The organism is Erwinia sp. MYb416 (assembly GCF_037479575.1).
In the GTDB taxonomy this organism is placed as follows: Bacteria; Pseudomonadota; Gammaproteobacteria; order Enterobacterales; family Enterobacteriaceae; genus Erwinia; species Erwinia rhapontici.
On sequence record NZ_JBBGYT010000439.1, the window covers coordinates 798,899 to 815,988 of the forward strand.

Annotated in this window: 15 protein-coding genes; 6 read left to right on the plus strand and 9 right to left on the minus strand. The window is 55.2% G+C overall.

From position 1 onward, the window contains the following. The first annotated feature begins 110 nt into the window (after positions 1 to 110). Positions 111 to 662 (plus strand): glycine cleavage system transcriptional repressor, encoded by a 552-nt coding sequence (locus WH277_RS22365; protein WP_133845910.1) that lies wholly within the window; start codon positions 111 to 113, stop codon positions 660 to 662. Between the two features lie 83 nt (positions 663 to 745). Continuing rightward, positions 746 to 1,213 carry a thioredoxin-dependent thiol peroxidase gene (bcp, locus tag WH277_RS22370; protein WP_133845909.1) on the plus strand — a complete coding sequence of 156 codons (468 nt, stop codon included), beginning with the start codon at positions 746 to 748 and terminating at the stop codon, positions 1,211 to 1,213. Positions 1,214 to 1,268: 55 nt separating this feature from the next. On the opposite strand, the gene WH277_RS22375 is transcribed toward bcp, so the two are convergent. The 3 genes from WH277_RS22375 to WH277_RS22385 form a co-directional block, all read right to left on the minus strand. Further along, positions 1,269 to 2,324, minus strand: a complete 1,056-nt coding sequence (locus WH277_RS22375; protein WP_133845908.1) for an AI-2E family transporter — start codon at positions 2,322 to 2,324, stop codon at positions 1,269 to 1,271. A gap of 81 nt (positions 2,325 to 2,405) precedes the next feature. Further along, positions 2,406 to 4,016 (minus strand): sensor domain-containing diguanylate cyclase, encoded by a 1,611-nt coding sequence (locus WH277_RS22380; RefSeq protein ID WP_133845907.1) that lies wholly within the window; start codon positions 4,014 to 4,016, stop codon positions 2,406 to 2,408. Between the two features lie 296 nt (positions 4,017 to 4,312). Continuing rightward, the gene (locus WH277_RS22385) at positions 4,313 to 4,915 is read right to left on the minus strand and encodes a DsrE family protein (protein WP_133845906.1); all 603 of its coding nucleotides are present in this window, start codon (positions 4,913 to 4,915) and stop codon (positions 4,313 to 4,315) included. A 673-nt stretch (positions 4,916 to 5,588) separates the two neighbouring features. Between WH277_RS22385 and WH277_RS22390 the strand changes: the two genes are divergently transcribed. Together WH277_RS22390 and arsC are read left to right on the plus strand one after the other, a co-directional pair. Beyond that, on the plus strand, positions 5,589 to 7,052 hold the full coding sequence (locus WH277_RS22390; RefSeq protein ID WP_133845905.1) for a beta-barrel assembly-enhancing protease: 1,464 nt from the start codon (positions 5,589 to 5,591) through the stop codon (positions 7,050 to 7,052). 18 nt (positions 7,053 to 7,070) lie between these two features. Then, positions 7,071 to 7,424, plus strand: coding sequence for an arsenate reductase (glutaredoxin) (arsC, locus tag WH277_RS22395; RefSeq protein WP_133845904.1), 354 nt, complete (start codon positions 7,071 to 7,073; stop codon positions 7,422 to 7,424). Positions 7,425 to 7,448: 24 nt separating this feature from the next. Here the strand turns inward: arsC and hda are convergent, their stop codons facing one another. The 3 genes from hda to upp form a co-directional block, all read right to left on the minus strand. Further along, positions 7,449 to 8,156 (minus strand): DnaA inactivator Hda, encoded by a 708-nt coding sequence (hda, locus tag WH277_RS22400; protein WP_133845903.1) that lies wholly within the window; start codon positions 8,154 to 8,156, stop codon positions 7,449 to 7,451. Between the two features lie 116 nt (positions 8,157 to 8,272). After that, positions 8,273 to 9,562, minus strand: a complete 1,290-nt coding sequence (gene uraA, locus WH277_RS22405) for a uracil permease (RefSeq protein ID WP_133845901.1) — start codon at positions 9,560 to 9,562, stop codon at positions 8,273 to 8,275. 286 nt (positions 9,563 to 9,848) lie between these two features. Next, positions 9,849 to 10,475, minus strand: a complete 627-nt coding sequence (gene upp, locus WH277_RS22410) for a uracil phosphoribosyltransferase (RefSeq protein ID WP_133845899.1) — start codon at positions 10,473 to 10,475, stop codon at positions 9,849 to 9,851. 245 nt (positions 10,476 to 10,720) lie between these two features. Between upp and purM the strand changes: the two genes are divergently transcribed. Both purM and purN read left to right on the plus strand, forming a co-directional pair. Then, positions 10,721 to 11,761, plus strand: a complete 1,041-nt coding sequence (gene purM / locus WH277_RS22415) for a phosphoribosylformylglycinamidine cyclo-ligase (RefSeq protein ID WP_133845898.1) — start codon at positions 10,721 to 10,723, stop codon at positions 11,759 to 11,761. After that, positions 11,758 to 12,396, plus strand: a complete 639-nt coding sequence (gene purN, locus WH277_RS22420; RefSeq protein WP_339506973.1) for a phosphoribosylglycinamide formyltransferase — start codon at positions 11,758 to 11,760, stop codon at positions 12,394 to 12,396. The genes purM and purN overlap by 4 nt, the downstream gene beginning before the upstream one ends. Before the next feature lie 63 nt (positions 12,397 to 12,459). Here the strand turns inward: purN and pstB are convergent, their stop codons facing one another. The 3 genes from pstB to WH277_RS22435 are packed head-to-tail and all read right to left on the minus strand — an operon-like array spanning position 12,460 to position 17,050. Next, entirely contained in the window at positions 12,460 to 13,227 is a 768-nt protein-coding gene (pstB, locus tag WH277_RS22425; RefSeq protein WP_420361221.1) for a phosphate ABC transporter ATP-binding protein PstB, read from the minus strand. A 23-nt stretch (positions 13,228 to 13,250) separates the two neighbouring features. After that, entirely contained in the window at positions 13,251 to 14,897 is a 1,647-nt protein-coding gene (gene pstA, locus WH277_RS22430) for a phosphate ABC transporter permease PstA (RefSeq protein ID WP_167864720.1), read from the minus strand. After that, on the minus strand, positions 14,894 to 17,050 hold the full coding sequence (locus WH277_RS22435; protein ID WP_339506976.1) for an ABC transporter permease subunit: 2,157 nt from the start codon (positions 17,048 to 17,050) through the stop codon (positions 14,894 to 14,896). The genes pstA and WH277_RS22435 overlap by 4 nt, the downstream gene beginning before the upstream one ends. Positions 17,051 to 17,090: the final 40 nt, after the last annotated feature.

Sequence of the window (17,090 nt, forward strand, 5' to 3'; positions counted from 1 at the left end):
TACGTTTGTACGAGCAGTAAAAGCAAGCGCGCAGGGCGGCTCAAGCGCTTGTCAGCAGTTTTTTTTATGTTTACCTTATAGTTATTAGTATTTGGACAGGAAGCTTGATTTTGCCACAGTCATCGCAACACCATTTGGTTATCACTGCCCTTGGGGTAGACCGCCCAGGGATCGTCAATGCCATCACCCGTCATGTCAGCAGTTGCGGATGTAACATTGAAGATAGCCGGCTTGCTATGCTGGGCGACGAATTCACCTTTATCATGCTGTTATCCGGTAGCTGGAATGCCATCACCCTGATTGAATCCACTCTGCCATTAAAAGGAGCCGAACTGGAATTGCTGATCGTGATGAAACGCACCAGCGCCAGCACACGTCCTCCGATGCCCGTCACGGTGTGGGTTCAGGTGGATGTGACCGACTCCCCGCATATCATTGAACGCTTTACCGACCTGTTTGATTCGCATCAGATGAATATTGCAGAGCTCGTCTCACGGACGCAGCCAGCAGATGAAAATCAGCCTCCACTGCTCTATATTCAGATAACCGCCCACAGTCCGGCCAGTCAGGATGCTTCATTTATTGAGCAAGCGTTTAACCGACTCTGTACAGAACTCAATGCTCAAGGCACTATTAAGGTGGTTTCTCATCACGGAGCGTAAATCTGGCTAACCGCGAGAGAGAAAGTGCGCACATTTACCCATAGAATGTCCCCATAGCATGATGATAAAAACGGAGAGTTGTGATGAATCCACTGAAAGCCGGTGATACCGCACCGAAATTTAGCTTGCCCGATCAGGATGGCGAACAAGTAAATTTAGCCGACTTCCAGGGACAGCGCGTTCTGGTTTATTTCTACCCGAAAGCGATGACACCAGGCTGCACCGTACAGGCATGCGGTCTGCGTGACAGCATGGATGAGCTGAAAAATGCTGGCGTTGATGTCTTAGGCATTAGCACCGATAAGCCGGAAAAACTGTCGCGCTTCGTTGAGAAAGAGCTGCTGAACTTCACCCTGCTCTCTGATGAAGACCACCAGGTTTCTGAACAGTTTGGTATCTGGGGCGAGAAAACCTTTATGGGGAAAACCTATGATGGGATTCACCGTACCAGCTTCCTGATCGGTGCGGATGGTAAAGTCGAGAAAGTCTTTGATGATTTCAAAACCAGCAACCACCACGATATCGTGATGGATTACCTCAAGTCAGCATGATTTGAACGTGCGGGTCGGCCTTTTTCCGGTCGACCCGTAACGATTTAACCCGTGATTATTTGGCCAACTCATCCGGCCAGGCATGTACGACCGCTTTGACCAGCGTCGCCAGCGGGATCGCAAAGAACACGCCCCAGAATCCCCATAACCCGCCAAAAATCACCACCGACAGGATGATCACCAGCGGATGCAGGTTCACGGCTTCTGAGAACAGCACAGGCACCAGAATATTGCCATCCAGCGCCTGGATCACCAGATACACCATCATCATGGTCCAGAAGTCACCGGACAATCCCCACTGCCCCAGCCCAACGCCCACGACCGGGATGGTCACCACCATCGCACCAATATAGGGGATCAGCACGGAAACACCGACCAGCACCGCGAGTAATAGCGCATAGTTCATGCCAATCGCGAGGAAGCCCAGCCAGCTGACCACCCCGACCACGATCATCTCCAGCACTTTACCGCGAATGTAGTTAGACACCTGCTGGTTCATCTCAACCCAGACCTGCCCGGCCAGGCCACGGTTACGTGGCAGCACACGCCGAATGGCACTCAGCATTTGTTCTTTGTCCTTTAGCAGAAAGAACACCATCAGCGGTACCAGCACCAGATAGATCGCCAGTGTCATCAACCCCACCAGCGAGGCGAGAGAATATTTCACCACCTGGTCACCCAATCCACTCAGGCGACTGCGCAGGTTTTCCACCACAATATCGATAATTCCCACATCCATCAGCGTAGGAAAACGCTCCGGCAGACGCAGGGCAAACTGATAGAGGCGGGTGAGCATGGTGGGCAGCTCATGGGTCAGATTAATGCCCTGCTGCCATGCCACGGGGGCCACCACCAGCATCAGAACCAGCAGCAGCGTTGCAAAGACAATCAGCACCAGCGTTACCGCCCAGGTGCGCGAGCAGCCAAGCCGCTCCAGCCGCACCGTTGGCCACTCCAGCAGATAAGCCAGTACCAGCGCCACTAACAGCGGGGCCAGCAGGCCATTAAAGAAAAACAAAATGCAAAATGCAGCGATTAAAATTACCAGCAACGCAATCGCCTGGGGATCGCTGAAACGGCGACGATACCATTGCGTAAGAAGTTCCAGCATGGGAGTCCTTGCCTGAAAAAGAATAAAGAAGAGTGTACCTGATACGGCCCGCCCTTGTGAAAACAAGAGCGGGCGTAAAAACTACTGCGGCAGCACCTGCACAACGGCAGGCGGTTCAGTGATATTTTTCGCGACAATCACCCGGTTGCGTCCGGCATTTTTTGCCTGATATAGCGCATCATCCGCTAGCTTGAAGGTCTGATCCATCGTATTGCCACTTTCCGGTGACCAGAAAGCCACACCCACTGAAATTGTAATATGGCCGACAGGATCCAGCGACAGCGCTTCAATGCGCTTACGCACACGTTCAGCAATCATCATGGCCACATCGCGATCGGCGCCCGGCAGGATCATCAGGAATTCTTCACCGCCATTACGGCAGATCACATCGGTCTGCCTGGCACTTTGCTCCAGCTGACGCGCCACGGTTTTGATCACCGTGTCACCGGCATCATGGCCGAACGTATCATTCACCCGTTTAAAGTAGTCGATATCCAGTGCCAGCACGGCAAAAGGCTGGGTGGTGGCCAGAAAATAGTCCAGTACCGCATTCAGGCCACGGCGGTTGAGCAGGCTGGTCATCGGGTCAGTCTGTACTTCACTTTTCAGGCGGCCAATTTTATCCTGCATCAGTGAAATCCCGACCAGCAACGCACGTTTGATCTGTGACGCCTCATAATACCAGGAGCGGATGCTGTTGATCTCTTTCGAGACATTTTGCGTATCCATCTGGCTGGCCTTGCGCGCCAGCTGCCATAGCGGCAGTGCAATGCGTTGTGCAAGGATCAGCGCAATAATCAGCGTCAGCAGAGCAAACGGCACCGAATGCTTCAGCACTTTCAGCAACAGGCTGTTCAGCGGCGCCAGCGTGGCCTCCGTGGGTTTAAGCGCCACGATGGTCCAGCCTGCCGTCGGTACATTGGCATAGCCCGCCAGCATCGCATCACCGTTTTCGGCGGTCACCTGCTGATGGCCATTACTGGATTTTTTACGCTGTTCGTTACCGATTAACGGATCGATGGTTTTCCCGATCAGCTGACGATCCTGGTGATATAACACCTGGTTCTTTTCATCGATCACATACAATGACGAACCGTCGCGATAGAACTGCTCGCCCAGCAGAATGTTAAGGATGCTTTTTTTCTTCAGGTAAATAGAGCCGCCGACATAGCCGAGGTAGCTGCCGGTTTTCGACCAGATCGGCCAGGAGATAAACACTAGCAGATTATTGGCAGCAGACATCGTTGGCGGGCTGACCAGTGGCTTGCGTTCTGTGAGCGCCTGTTTTGCCGCGCTGGAGCTGAGATGCATGCCTTTCAGCATCAACGACTCCGGCGAGATCGCGCGCACCCAGCCGTTGGCATCAACAATTACCACGGAGTTAAAACTGTTGGTTTGTTCGCGCAGGCGATCGACTTCATCCTGCAGAGTGGCATCGTTACCCAGGCCATTACCCAGCACTTTAGCGCTGTAAGAGAGCTGTGACTCAGCCAACTGGAAAAACACTTCGGTAGTGGAGGCCAGCTTGGTGGCATAAACCCGGTTTGATTCCAGTGTGTTACCGATCAGCACATCGCGCTGCACACGCCAGCTGGCGTACAGAGAATTAGCGAGTGTGATCACGATACTGGCGACAGCCAGCAGCGTAATAAGGGTGCGCAAGTCCGTTTTTGGCCGCGATAGCCTCAACATGGACTCACCTTCGTGAGAAACATCATCATCTGCGCCTTATATTTTATTATGCGCGTTAATACCCCATCGGCTTCACACGGCAGGTGTGAAAAATGCGGAGTATGTCTTTGAGTGCGAGTTATGCCCTGGTAAAGCACGTGCCAATTGTACACCTCTCAGCCGATTTGGGAATATTCTGAATCGCGCAGGGCCAATAAATATTTTGGTTAAAGCGAGATAATCATGCGGCGCAGCAATGCAGCGAAGGAGAGGAAAATCGAGGCCAGGCGGGCCGAGGGCCCGCACGGAACAGCCGTCTACATCGACAGGAAAGCATATCCTTGATTTTCAAGGGTCGATACGGTTGTTGGGCTAGAGAGTGCATGGGTAACCGACCGATCAATCCAGTTGCTTTGGAAATGATGGAAGGCCACAGACTGATCGCACACGGACACATCTACCCCTTTGGCACGCAGGGCGCCAATCAGTTTCAGGTTAGGATTATCGATGCCATAAATCCGGTGATACTGCTCATTGTTCAGCATGGCGGGCGTACCCTCCCCCGTTACTGACACCACAAACTTCAGTTTTTCTGTCGGAACACCGGACGCCACATACAGATTCACCACACGCGCCACACGTTCCAGCCCCAGGTTCGGGTCCTGGGGTGCGTTTTCGGCGCGGGTAATCTGGAAAACAATTTTATTGCTGTCATTGATGTTGGGTTTGTAAGCAACATCTGACTCATAGTGCATTTTCCCATAACCTTCAATGGCGGGCGTTGACCAAAACCCTTCAGGATCGCTGACCGGTGCAACACGATTGCTGATCTTGTCGATAAGCTCAGGCGCTTTGGTAAAACTGGCCCCGACAAAACCCGCGACAGCCGCAATCAGAACATAAGACACCACAGAACGCATAAGGAACTCTCCGCAAAACACCGTTGTGACTGCGATATTACACAGCCTCATCACAAACGCTTACCGGCGTTTTTCATCACAGAGACTGGATAGTCCCCCTCTAAAACAGTGCCGGAACGTCACTGTGTAGCATCAGCTAACAATGCCCGTAGACAGCCGTCATCAGGCAGGTCCATACCAAACTACAGTCGCGGGTCCCTCTCGCCGTCAGATCATTGTTATTACCGTAACTGACTGGATATCTTTATACTTTTTAATGGTTCGCCATTGTTCACCCGCCCCCCAGCCAATGATAATTTTGCTTATGTCGTCTTACACTGCCCTCTCCTACGACAGGGACGTTTTTAAGAAAAAACCTGGTCAATTAGCATGCCACTATCAATAAAACTGATTAAATTTACCTAACTTTTAAATTTAAGCCGAACCATTGCGCCGATGAGAGCGACATTCAGCTGCTCTGTCGGGGAGCGCCCCCACACCGCCCTGTTCAGTTTTTTACCGCAACATCGTGTGCGTAATTGACGAGTACCGGCAGACGTCACTATTTTAGCCATTTCATTCGCCCCGGGCTGTGGTTTAAGATGTGGAATTAGTGCGTCTTTTTCTACGTACATGCAGAACATTTCGGCACGTTGCCGGTCAAAAAACTGGACTTCCTTGTTAGGGTTTACGTATGTTCATCCGATTAAAGAAAAGCCTGCTGGCTTCGCTGGTGGTGACACTGCTGACGGGTAGCTTGCTTCCGGCACATGCCGATATCAGCGATAATCTGCCGGATATCGGTACCACCGCAGGCGGCACACTGTCGATTAATCAGGAACTGGCGATGGGCGATTTTTATGTGCGCCAGTTGCGTGCCAGTGCCCCTATCATCAACGACCCGCTGCTGAATCAATATATCAATCAGTTAGGGCAGCGCCTGGTGACCCACGCCTGGTCGGTAAAAACCCCGTTCCATTTTTACCTGATCCGTAACGATGAAATTAACGCCTTTGCTTTCTTTGGCGGCAACGTTGTCCTGCATTCCGCCCTGTTCCGCTACAGCGATAATGAAAGCCAGCTGGCCTCCGTTATGGCGCATGAAATCTCCCACGTGACCCAGCGTCACCTGGCGCGCGCGATGGAAGAGCAGCAACGTAATGCGCCACTGACCTGGGTCGGCGCGCTGGGATCCATTCTTCTTGCAATGGCCAGCCCGCAGGCGGGGATGGCGGCATTGAGCGGCACGCTGGCAGGGGCTCAACAGGGCATCATCAGTTTTACCCAGCAAAATGAACAGGAAGCGGACCGCATCGGCATTCAGGTGCTGCAGCGCGCCGGTTTTGACCCGGAAGCGATGCCCAACTTCTTGCAGAAGCTGGCGGACGCCTCCCGTTTTGCGTCAAAACCACCGGAAATGCTGCTGACGCACCCACTGCCTGACAGTCGTCTGGCCGATGCGCGGAACCGCGCCAATCAGATGAAGCCAGTGGTGGTGCAGTCCTCGCAGGATTACTACATGGCCAAAGTCAGGGCGCTGGGGATGTTCTCAACCGGACAGAACCAGTTGGGCACCGATCTGCTGACGACCCTGGCGCACGGTAACAGCCGTGAACAGTCCGCCGCGCTATACGGGAAAGCAGTGTTGCTGCTGGGGGAAAGTAAGTTTACGGAGGCGCGTACTATTATTGCGCCACTGCTGGCAAAGCAACCGGATAATCTGTGGTATCTCGATATCATGACCGACATCGATATCGGGCTGAAGCAGCCTCAACAGGCGATAAACCGTCTGCTGGCCGTTAAAGGGGTAAACAACAATCCGGTATTGCAGATTAACCTCGCCAACGCCTATGTGGAGGCCAAACAACCGGCCAATGCCAGCAAAGTGCTCTACCGCTACACATGGGCGAACAAAGATGACCCCAACGGCTGGGACTTGCTGGCTCAGGCCTCGGCGGATCAGAGGCTGACAGATGAAGAACAGGCGGCGCGAGCTGAAGGTCTGGCGTTAAGCGGCCAGCTCGATCAGGCCATCCGCAGCCTGAGCAGCGCCAGTGCAGCCGTAAAACTGGGCAGCCTGAAGCAGGCACGTTATGACGCACGCATCGACCAGCTGCGCCATTTGCAGGAGCGTTTCCGTCAGTACCAGAAATCATAACGAATCCTGAGGATAGCCATGTCAGAGGTACAGATTTACCATAACCCGCGCTGCTCCAAGAGCCGCGAAACGCTCGCGCTGCTGACCCGCCAGGGAATAACGCCTGAGGTCATCCTTTATCTGGAGACCCCACCCGATGTCGCCACGCTGAAAACGCTGTTGCAGCAGCTGGGATTCACCAGCGCGCGTCAGTTGATGCGGACTAAAGAAGCGCAGTATAAAGCGGCGGGTCTGGACGATTTAACGTTAACGGAAGCGCAGTTACTGGCCGCGCTGGTCGCTGAGCCGAAGCTGATTGAACGCCCGATTGTTACCAATGGAGGCAAAGCGCGCATCGGCAGACCGCCGGAGCAGGTGCTGGAGATTCTTTAAGGAAGAAAGCCTGGCGCAGAGCAACTACAGCGCCAGTGTCTCTTTAACGAAGGGAATGGTCAGTTTACGCTGGGCGCTGATAGAGGCCTGATCGAGCTGATCCAGCGTCACAAAAAGCGTACGCATTTCACGATCGAGCCGTTTCAGCAGGAAGCGGCCCACATCTTCCGGTAGTTCAAAACCGCGTAATTTTGCACGTAGCTGTAAGGCCTGCAATTTATCTTCATCGGAAAGCGGTTGCAGCTTATAGATCTGCCCCCAGTCGAGACGCGAGGCCAGATCCGCCAGCTTCAGGTTGAGCTGACGCGGTGGACGATCACCCGTGATCAGCAGTCGTGTTTTACCGGTTTCCAGAATGCGATTATACAGATCGAAGATCGCCATTTCCCAGGGTTCATCCCCGGCAATGCACTCGATATTGTCGATGCAGATCAGCGCGAGCTGCTCCATGCCATCGAGCACTTCAGGCACAAACCAGGTGCGTTTATCGAGAGGAACATAGCCCACCGCCTCACCTTTGGCCGACAGTTCGGCACAGGCGGCATGCAACAGGTGGCTGCGTCCTCCGCCCTCGCGGGACCAGAAGTAGAAGTAACTCCCGTGTTGCTGATGCAGTGCGCCCTGAAGCGCAGCCAGCAGCGACGGATTTTCCCCCGGCCAGAAGCTGGCAAAGGTTTCATCGTCGGGCAGGTAAAGTGGCAGTGAGAGCTGTGCCGGCGTGTTCAGATTCACCTCAGGGTTTGAGCAGGCAGAAAACGGGAAAATTCTACCACAAGTCGTTCAGGATCATGAAACGCTAAGGTCGGGAGATGCAATGAGGCAGGGGCAGCCAGAGCTGCCCCTTAGATTTACTGTGCGTCGCGACGTTCGTCCTGCACCTCAATCACCTCTTCTTCCTTACTCAACAGACTGATCGCTTTGAAAATCAGGCTGAGCGTCACACCCACCACGGTGGCAAGTGCCATGCCTTTCAGCTCAGCGGCACCAATGTGTACTTTCGCCCCACTGACGCCGATGATCAGGATCACGGAGGTCAGGATCAGATTCTGCGCTTTGTTGTAATCCACTTTCGATTCAATCAGTACGCGAATACCCGATGCCGCAATCACACCGTACAGCAACAGCGATACGCCGCCCATCACCGGGACTGGTACGGCCTGGATTGCCGCAGCCAGCTTACCCACGCAGGAGAGCATGATGGCCAGAATCGCTGCGCCGCCAATTACCCAGGTGCTGTACACGCGGGTAATCGCCATCACGCCGATGTTTTCGCCATAAGTGGTATTGGGCGTTGAGCCAAAGAAGCCGGAGAAAATGGTCGAGATGCCATTGGCAAACATTGAACGATGCAGACCCGGGTCTTTCAGCAGGTCTTTCTTCACAATATTCGCCGTTACCACCAGATGGCCGATATGTTCGGCAATCACCACCAGTGCCGCAGGCAGAATGGTGAAAATGGCATACCACTCAAAACGCGGGGTGTAGAAGGTTGGCAGGGCAAACCAGTGGGCTTTCGCCACCGGCGTCCAGTCGACAATGCCCATGCCATAGGACAGTGCGTAGCCCACCAGAACACCGATCAGAATCGGGATAATTGCCAGAAAACCACGGAACAGCACGGAGCCAAAGACCGTTACGCCCAGCGTGACCATCGAGATAATAATGGTTTTGCTGTCAGCCATGCTGCCATCGGCTGGTAACAAACCGGACATATTCGCCGCCACGCCCGCCAGTTCCAGACCAATCACCGCCACAATCGCGCCCATCGCCGCTGGCGGGAACATCACGTCCAGCCAGCCTGTACCGGCTTTTTTGACGATCAGCGCCACCAGGCAGAACAGCACACCACACATAATGAAACCGCCCAGCGCCACTTCATAACCCAGCGGTAACAGCAGCAGTACCGGGGAGATAAAGGCAAAGCTGGAGCCCAGATAAGCCGGGATTTTACCTTTACAGATAAACAGGTACAGCAGCGTGCCGATGCCGTTGAACAGCAGCACCGTGGCCGGGTTGATATGGAACAGGATGGGTACCAGGACCGTCGCGCCAAACATGGCGAACAGATGCTGGAAGCTGAGTGGAATGGTTTGCAGCAGCGGTGGCCGCTCGTGTACGCCAATTGCACGACGCGTCATGATGTTATTACCCCTTGAGTTTGCCTTTGCTATAAAAAAACCGACTCTCTGGTCGGTTTGATGCTTATCGGGGCGGGCATGCCCGCCCCCTACGGATTATTCGCGGATTCGGCGCTTGCCGGGCCGGGCATGCTCCACCCCTACGAATTACTCGCGGATTCGGCGCTTATCGTGCCGGGCATGCCCCACCCCTACGAATTACTCGCGGATTCGGCGCTTGCCGGGCCGGGCATGCCCGGCCCCTACGGGGTTCGTAGGGGTGAGGCACGCCTCGCCCGCAGCCGGCTTATTTAGTACCGAAGATCTTATCGCCTGCATCGCCGAGGCCTGGGATAATATACCCCTTCTCGTTCAGCCCCTGATCGACTGAGGCAGTGTACAGCTCAACATCCGGGTGCGCTTTTTCCAGCGCAGCAATACCTTCCGGTGCCGCGACCAGTACCAGCACCTTAATGCTGTTACAGCCCGCTTTTTTCAGCAGGTCGATAGTAGCAATCATCGAACCACCGGTTGCCAGCATCGGGTCAACCACCAGTGCCAGGCGCTCTTCGATGTTGGACACCAACTTCTGGAAATAGGGTACTGGCTCCAGTGTTTCTTCATCGCGGTACACGCCAACGACACTGATCCGGGCACTTGGCACATGTTCCAGCACACCTTCCATCATGCCGAGACCAGCACGCAGAATAGGGACAACGGTAATTTTTTTACCTTTGATCTGTTCGATTTCAACCGGACCGTTCCAGCCTTCAATGGTCACGGTTTCGGTTTCCAAATCGGCAGTGGCTTCATAAGTCAGCAGACTTCCCACTTCTGATGCGAGTTCACGGAAACGTTTGGTGCTTACATCATGTTCCCGCATCAGACCCAGTTTATGTTTGACCAGCGGGTGTTTGACTTCCACGATCTTCATTGTTGTACTCCCGGAGTGTTAAGCTGCAAAAAAAAATCGCGAGATTATAGCGCCATTTATCCCCGGCGCCATATGACTTAGTGCAATACTTTGCACATCTCCTGCAACCCCTCTAAGAATTAGCTAAAATCCAGCTATCCGCAATGCGCAATAAGATGGCACTCGCAAACGTTTGCCTGCGCTGCTAGAATTGCCGCGCTTAAACTTACCACCACACCAACCGCAAACCGCGTGGGGATTTCGCAGTGACCGACAAAACCTCTCTCAGCTATAAAGACGCCGGCGTAGATATCGATGCTGGCAATGCTTTAGTCGACCGTATCAAAGGCGTAGTGAAAAAGACTCGTCGCCCGGAAGTGATGGGTGGACTGGGCGGTTTCGGTGCCCTTTGTGCACTGCCGCAAAAATACCGTGAACCTATCCTGGTTTCCGGCACTGACGGCGTCGGCACCAAGCTGCGTCTGGCGATGGACCTTAAACGCCACGATACCATCGGTATCGATCTGGTCGCGATGTGCGTTAACGATCTGGTGGTACAGGGCGCAGAGCCTCTGTTCTTCCTGGATTATTATGCAACCGGCAAGCTGGACGTTGACACGGCAGCCAGTGTGATCACCGGCATCGCTGAAGGCTGTTCACAGTCTGGCTGTGCACTGGTGGGCGGCGAAACCGCTGAAATGCCAGGTATGTACCACGGTGAAGATTACGACGTGGCAGGCTTCTGTGTCGGCGTGGTTGAGAAATCCGAAATTATCGACGGCAGCAAAGTGGCCGATGGCGACGTTCTGATCGCCCTTGGTTCAAGCGGCCCTCACTCCAACGGCTACTCGCTGGTGCGCAAAATTCTGGAAGTCAGCAAAACTGACCCGGAAACCACTCAGCTTGAAGGCAAAACGCTGTCTGACCATCTGCTGGCTCCAACCCGCATCTACGTGAAAAACATCCTCAGCCTGATCGAACAGGTGGATGTCCATGCGATTGCCCACCTGACTGGCGGCGGTTTCTGGGAAAATATTCCGCGCGTACTGCCGGATAACACTCAGGCTGTTCTGGACGAGTCAAGCTGGGAATGGCCAGCCGTCTTTGGCTGGATGCAGCAGGCCGGTAACGTCAGCCGCTTTGAGATGTACCGCACCTTTAACTGTGGTGTCGGCATGGTGATTGCCCTGAGTCCGGCAGACGCCGACAAAGCGGTACAATTGATGACTGATGCAGGCGAAAAAGCCTGGAAAATCGGTGTCATCAAAGCCTCCGATTCTGAAGAACGTGTGGTTATTAACGCATGAAACGCATAGTCGTGCTGGTTTCCGGTAATGGAAGCAATTTACAGGCAATCCTGGACGCCTGCCAGCAGGGACGGATTCACGGCAGCGTTGCTGCCGTGTTCAGTAACAAGGCTGAGGCCGTTGGTCTGGAACGTGCGCGTGAGGCGAACGTTGCTGCTCATGCGCTGTCTGCTGCGCAGTTTGCCGACCGTGAAGCGTTCGATCGCCAGCTGATGCTGGAGATTGACGCTTACGCCCCCGATCTGGTGGTACTGGCCGGTTACATGCGCATCCTCAGCCCGGCATTTGTTCAGCACTATGCCGGTCGGATGCTGAATATCCATCCTTCGCTGTTACCGAAATACCCGGGGCTGCATACGCATCGCCAGGCCATCGAGAACGGTGACGACGAGCACGGCACCTCGGTGCATTTTGTCACCGAAGAGCTGGACGGCGGTCCGGTGATCCTGCAGGCAAAAGTGCCGGTGTACAGCAACGACAGCGAAGCGGATGTTGCTGCGCGCGTTCAGCACCAGGAACATGCGATTTATCCACTGGTCGTCGGCTGGTTTGTGGATGGCCGACTGGCTATGCGCGACGATGCCGCATGGCTTGACGGTCAGCCGTTGTCCGCTGAAGGACATGCATTCGAATAATGCCTTACCTGCGTAAGGGCGGACCTTTTTTCCTGTCCGCCCATATCAATGACCTCCACCAAATTAACCATATCGTCCGGTAATATAATCCTCAGTACGACGCTGACGCGGTGACGTAAACAGATCATCGGTCATGCCAAACTCCACCACACTCCCCTGGTGCATAAACGCCGTATAGTCCGACACACGTGCCGCCTGCTGCATATTGTGCGTGACCAGAATCAGCGTGAAGTGCTGTTTTAACGATGTCATCAGCTCTTCTATCACCAGCGTCGAAATCGGATCCAGTGCCGAGGTCGGCTCATCCAGCAGCAGGATTTCAGGCTCAATGGCGATAGCCCTGGCGATCACCAGGCGCTGCTGCTGTCCGCTCGACAGCGTGAGGGCATTTTGCCAAAGGTTATCTTTCACCTCTGGCCACAGCGCCGCAGCACGCAGCGCACGCTCCACCGCTTCATCCAGTACACGCCTGTCACGCACGCCCATCAACCTCAGACCGTATACCACATTATCGTAAATGGTTTTCGGGAAGGGATTAGGCCGTTGAAACACCATGCCCACGCGGCGACGCAGCGCAGAGAGATCCTGATTATGGCCGAGGATTGACTGCTGTTGCAGGCGGATATCCCCTTCAATGCGACAACCATCAATCAGATCGTTCATACGGTTAAAACAGCGTAACAGCGTTGATTTCCCACAGCCTGATGGACCAATCAACGCCGTAATGCGGTTTTTAGGCACTCGCAGGCTGATGTTATTCAGCGCGGCTTTATCGCCATACCACAAACAGAGGTTATCAATCTCAAGCGCGGTTTCGTTGTCATCAAACATCGCAGTCATAACGGAATTCCGTGTTAATGCATCAGCGCACGGTAGCGCTCGCGCAGACGGTGGCGAAGGACCATCGCCATCAGATTTAACCCCAGAATCAGCAACACCAACAGCAGCGCCGTGGCAAATACCAGCGGGCGATCGGCTTCGGCATTGGGGCTTTGGAACGCCAGATCGTAAATCTGAAAACCAAGGTGCATAAATTTACGATCCAGATGTAAATAAGGGAACAGCGAGTCTATCGGCAGCTCCGGGACCATCTTCACCACGCCCACCAGCATCAGTGGAGCGGTTTCTCCAGCGGCACGTGCCACCGCCAGGATCAGCCCGGTAAGCATCGCCGGTAATGCCTGCGGTAACACCACGTGCCACAGCATCTCTGCCTTCGTCGCCCCCAGCGCCAGCGCACCCTGGCGCAATGAACCCGGAATGCGCGACAGCCCCTCTTCAGTGGCGACAATCACCACTGGCAATGTCAGCAACGCCAGGGTCAGTGATGCCCAGAGCAGGCCTGGCGTGCCAAAGGTCGGGTTCGGCAAGGCGCTGGAGAAAAACAGACGATCGAGGCTGCCGCCCATAAACCAGACGAAGAACCCCAGGCCGAACACGCCATAGACAATCGATGGCACCCCCGCCAGGTTGACGACGGCAATACGCACCAGCCGGGTTAACAGATTGCGTCCGGCATACTCATGTAACCAGATGGCGGCAATCACCCCCAGCGGCATCACCACCACCGACATCAGCAACACCATCAGTACCGTACCAAAGATTGCCGGGAAGATACCGCCCTCTCCCTGGCTCCCGCCGCCAGAATCACTGACAAAGTGCCACAGCTGGCTGCCAAAATGTCGCCACTTCATACCGGTGGTCATCGCATTGGGCTGCCAGGCAGCAATAATCTGCGCCAGCGAAATCTCATGCTGCACACCGCTGGCATCCCGCAGCAGCACCGCCGTATTGTTGCTTTCACGCTGAAGCGTTGCGAGTCTGGCCGCCTGACGGGCGAACTGACGTTGCAGTTCGGCGCGATCCGCCTGATACACCGACTGGGCCTCGGGGTTATAGCGCTTTTCGTCTCGCAGATGCTGCCGCTGTTGCTCCAGCGACTCCATCTGTGCGTTCAGCCGCGCCATGTTCTTGCGCCGCAGTTTCTCTGCCTCGTCAATCCGCTGACGAGCCTGCAATAAACGCTGCTGTAAGGTCTTGCCAGGGTCCTGGGAGGTTAACAAATGGCTATCTTCACGCAGCCCTTCGAACCAGCCATAGGCATTGCCGCCTGAGCGGCGTTGCAACACGATGACCTGCGGGGGTGTTTCCCTGGCGATCGCATCGCTGGACAGTACCGTACGAAAGTCAGGCGCATCGAAATCACGGTTACCGGTTTTAATCAGATAACGTGTCACGCTGTCAGGCAGACCCGCAGCATCTCGCTGGCCGCTGGCGACCAGCTGCTGGCGCGATACGGTCTGCTGCTGGGTGACCTCGCCCAGTACCTGTACCTGACCTTGCGGGGTATTCAGCGTGAACAGTTCCAGCGGCTGCGGCCAGAAATAACGCAGCCCCTGCCAGGCCAGCAGGGTAATCAGCAACAGGAAGGCCAGCAGACTGACGGCAACAGCGCCACCAGTGAGCCAGCGCCAGCGGTGATTATTCTTTACCGCATTCATCCCTGCACCTCCTGCTGGCTGTAACGCTGCCGCAGTCGCTGACGCACCATCTCGGCAACGGTATTGACCACCAGCGTGAAGATCAGCAGCACCAGCGCAGACAGGAACAGAATACGGTAATGGGTGCTGCCCGCCGCCGCTTCCGGCATTTCTACCGCCACATTGGCCGCCAGTGAACGTAACCCTTCAAACAGCCCCCCGTCGGTCACCGGCGTATTACCGGTGGCCATCAGCACAATCATCGTTTCGCCAATCGCGCGGCCAAACCCGATCATCAGGGCGGCGAAGATACCGGATGAGGCACCCGGCAGCACCACGCGCGTCAGGGTTTGCCACTGTGTCGCCCCCAGTGCCAGCGACCCCTGCCCCAGTGAGGCCGGAACACTGAAAATGGCGTCTTCTGCCAGCGTGAAAATCAGGGGAACCAGAGCAAAGCCCATCGCCACCCCCGCCACCAGCAGATTGCGCTGCTGATAGTCTGCGCTGATGTGATCGGCCAGTCCCTGTCCCCAGAGTGCCTGCTCCGCCAGCGGGATGAGCCACAGGGAGCCTGTCGCCGTCAGTAACAACAGCGGCAGCAATAGCAGGACTTCACGCCCTTCAGCAAACGCACGTTTACGCCAGCGAGGGGGCAGTTTTTGCACCATCCAACCACACAGCAACAGCACCGCAGCCAGCAGTAAAGGCAGTAGCAGTACCCCAAGCAGCCGATCGGCAATTTTTGGGGCCAGCCACAGCCCGGCAATCAGACCAATCACCACGCTGGGTAACGCGCCCATCATTTCAATGGTGGGTTTCACCCAACGCCGTAGCTGAGGCGTCATAAACCAGGCGGTGTACATGGCGGCCGCCAGTGCCAGTGGCGTCGCAAACAGCATCGCCAGCCCTGCGGCTTTCAACGTGCCCGCCACCATCGGGATCAGGCTAAATTTCCCCTGGTAGTAATCATTGGCCGAGGTGGACTGCCAGACCCAGGCCGGCTCCGGATAGTTTTCATACCAGACTTTCTGCCACAGATTGCGCCAGCTGAGATCGGGCCACGGGTTAGTCAGACGATAATGCTGCCAGTGCCCGGCACGTTCAACCAATAAGCCATCGCCCTCCTGGGAGAACTGCGCCAGTTCAATACCCGGCGCCAGCTGTCGGCTGAGGATCGCGCCCTGCTGCTTACTGGCAAACAGCTTCAGCTCACCCTGCGGACTCAGGGTGGCTAAAACACGACGGTGCGGTTCGGTAAAGAGCAGAGGCTGCCACTGCGCCCCCTCAAAATGACGGATATAACGCAAATGTGGGCCACTGGAGCTTGCAATATCAAACCACTGGGAAATCCCCTGCCCATCGGAAATGAGCAAGGAATTCCCCCCACTCAGCAACGCGATGTTTTTCGGTGGCTCGGCCAGCATCAGAGAATCACGCAGCTGGGGCTCACCGTTACCAAGTCGCCAGACGCGCAACTGAGCGCCAGAAAGGGTAAATAACAGGCTGCCATCGGGCGATAACAGCAACTGATCGACGTCACGCACGTTCAGCCGGTAGTTTTGCGCTGGCTGCTGAGCATTGAGTTGCCATAGCGTAATATGATCGGCGGTCGCCAGTGCAACCTGCCAGCGGTTTTCAGCGGTCTGCGCCAGACTGAACTGACGCACATGATCTTCCCCGTTGGAAAGTGGGACATCGCCCAGCGGGAATGTCCAGCGGGGTTCCTCACCGGGAGGAAAATCGGGTTTAACTAACACCATTGAGCCGCTATCTGACAACAACAGCACACTACTATGATCGGCACTGCTCGCTGCCCGGATAGTACCGCGCAACAGCGTTACTGCAGAGGAAGGAGGTTGAGCACTGAGCGGCACAAAACGCCCGCTGCCCTGACGGTCAATGCGCCAGCCCCACTGTTGCTGCCTGTCCATTCCCATGGCAACCGCAGGACTGCTCTGCCAGAGCTTAATGTTGTTATCTGCCTGCATCCCAGGGCTGATAAAGAGTGGCACCACCACCCAAATCAGCCAGAAGAACAGCAGTGTCATCACCAGCAGGATCGCCACCCCACACGCCGTTACCACACGTCGCGTCAGCCGATCAATCCTGCGGCGGCGCCCGGCGTTGTCGTGAACAGGGATTGGGCGATCAGTCATATCAGGGTGGTTTTCCATTATGCTTAGAAGCCGCTATGTTGCCCGTATGTGATTAATA

Excerpts from the sequence above, each read along its gene's own strand:
- purN (WP_339506973.1), top strand. The coding sequence starts at position 11,758 with ATGAAACGCATAGTCGTGCTGGTTTCCGGTAATGGAAGCAATTTACAG.
- upp (WP_133845899.1), bottom strand. The coding sequence starts at position 10,475 with ATGAAGATCGTGGAAGTCAAACACCCGCTGGTCAAACATAAACTGGGT.
- WH277_RS22390 (WP_133845905.1), top strand. The coding sequence starts at position 5,589 with ATGTTCATCCGATTAAAGAAAAGCCTGCTGGCTTCGCTGGTGGTGACA.
- uraA (WP_133845901.1), bottom strand. The coding sequence starts at position 9,562 with ATGACGCGTCGTGCAATTGGCGTACACGAGCGGCCACCGCTGCTGCAA.
- WH277_RS22435 (WP_339506976.1), bottom strand. The coding sequence starts at position 17,050 with ATGGAAAACCACCCTGATATGACTGATCGCCCAATCCCTGTTCACGAC.
- arsC (WP_133845904.1), top strand. The coding sequence starts at position 7,071 with ATGTCAGAGGTACAGATTTACCATAACCCGCGCTGCTCCAAGAGCCGC.
- WH277_RS22385 (WP_133845906.1), bottom strand. The coding sequence starts at position 4,915 with ATGCGTTCTGTGGTGTCTTATGTTCTGATTGCGGCTGTCGCGGGTTTT.
- WH277_RS22380 (WP_133845907.1), bottom strand. The coding sequence starts at position 4,016 with ATGTTGAGGCTATCGCGGCCAAAAACGGACTTGCGCACCCTTATTACG.
- bcp (WP_133845909.1), top strand. The coding sequence starts at position 746 with ATGAATCCACTGAAAGCCGGTGATACCGCACCGAAATTTAGCTTGCCC.
- pstB (WP_420361221.1), bottom strand. The coding sequence starts at position 13,227 with ATGTTTGATGACAACGAAACCGCGCTTGAGATTGATAACCTCTGTTTG.
- WH277_RS22375 (WP_133845908.1), bottom strand. The coding sequence starts at position 2,324 with ATGCTGGAACTTCTTACGCAATGGTATCGTCGCCGTTTCAGCGATCCC.
- pstA (WP_167864720.1), bottom strand. The coding sequence starts at position 14,897 with ATGAATGCGGTAAAGAATAATCACCGCTGGCGCTGGCTCACTGGTGGC.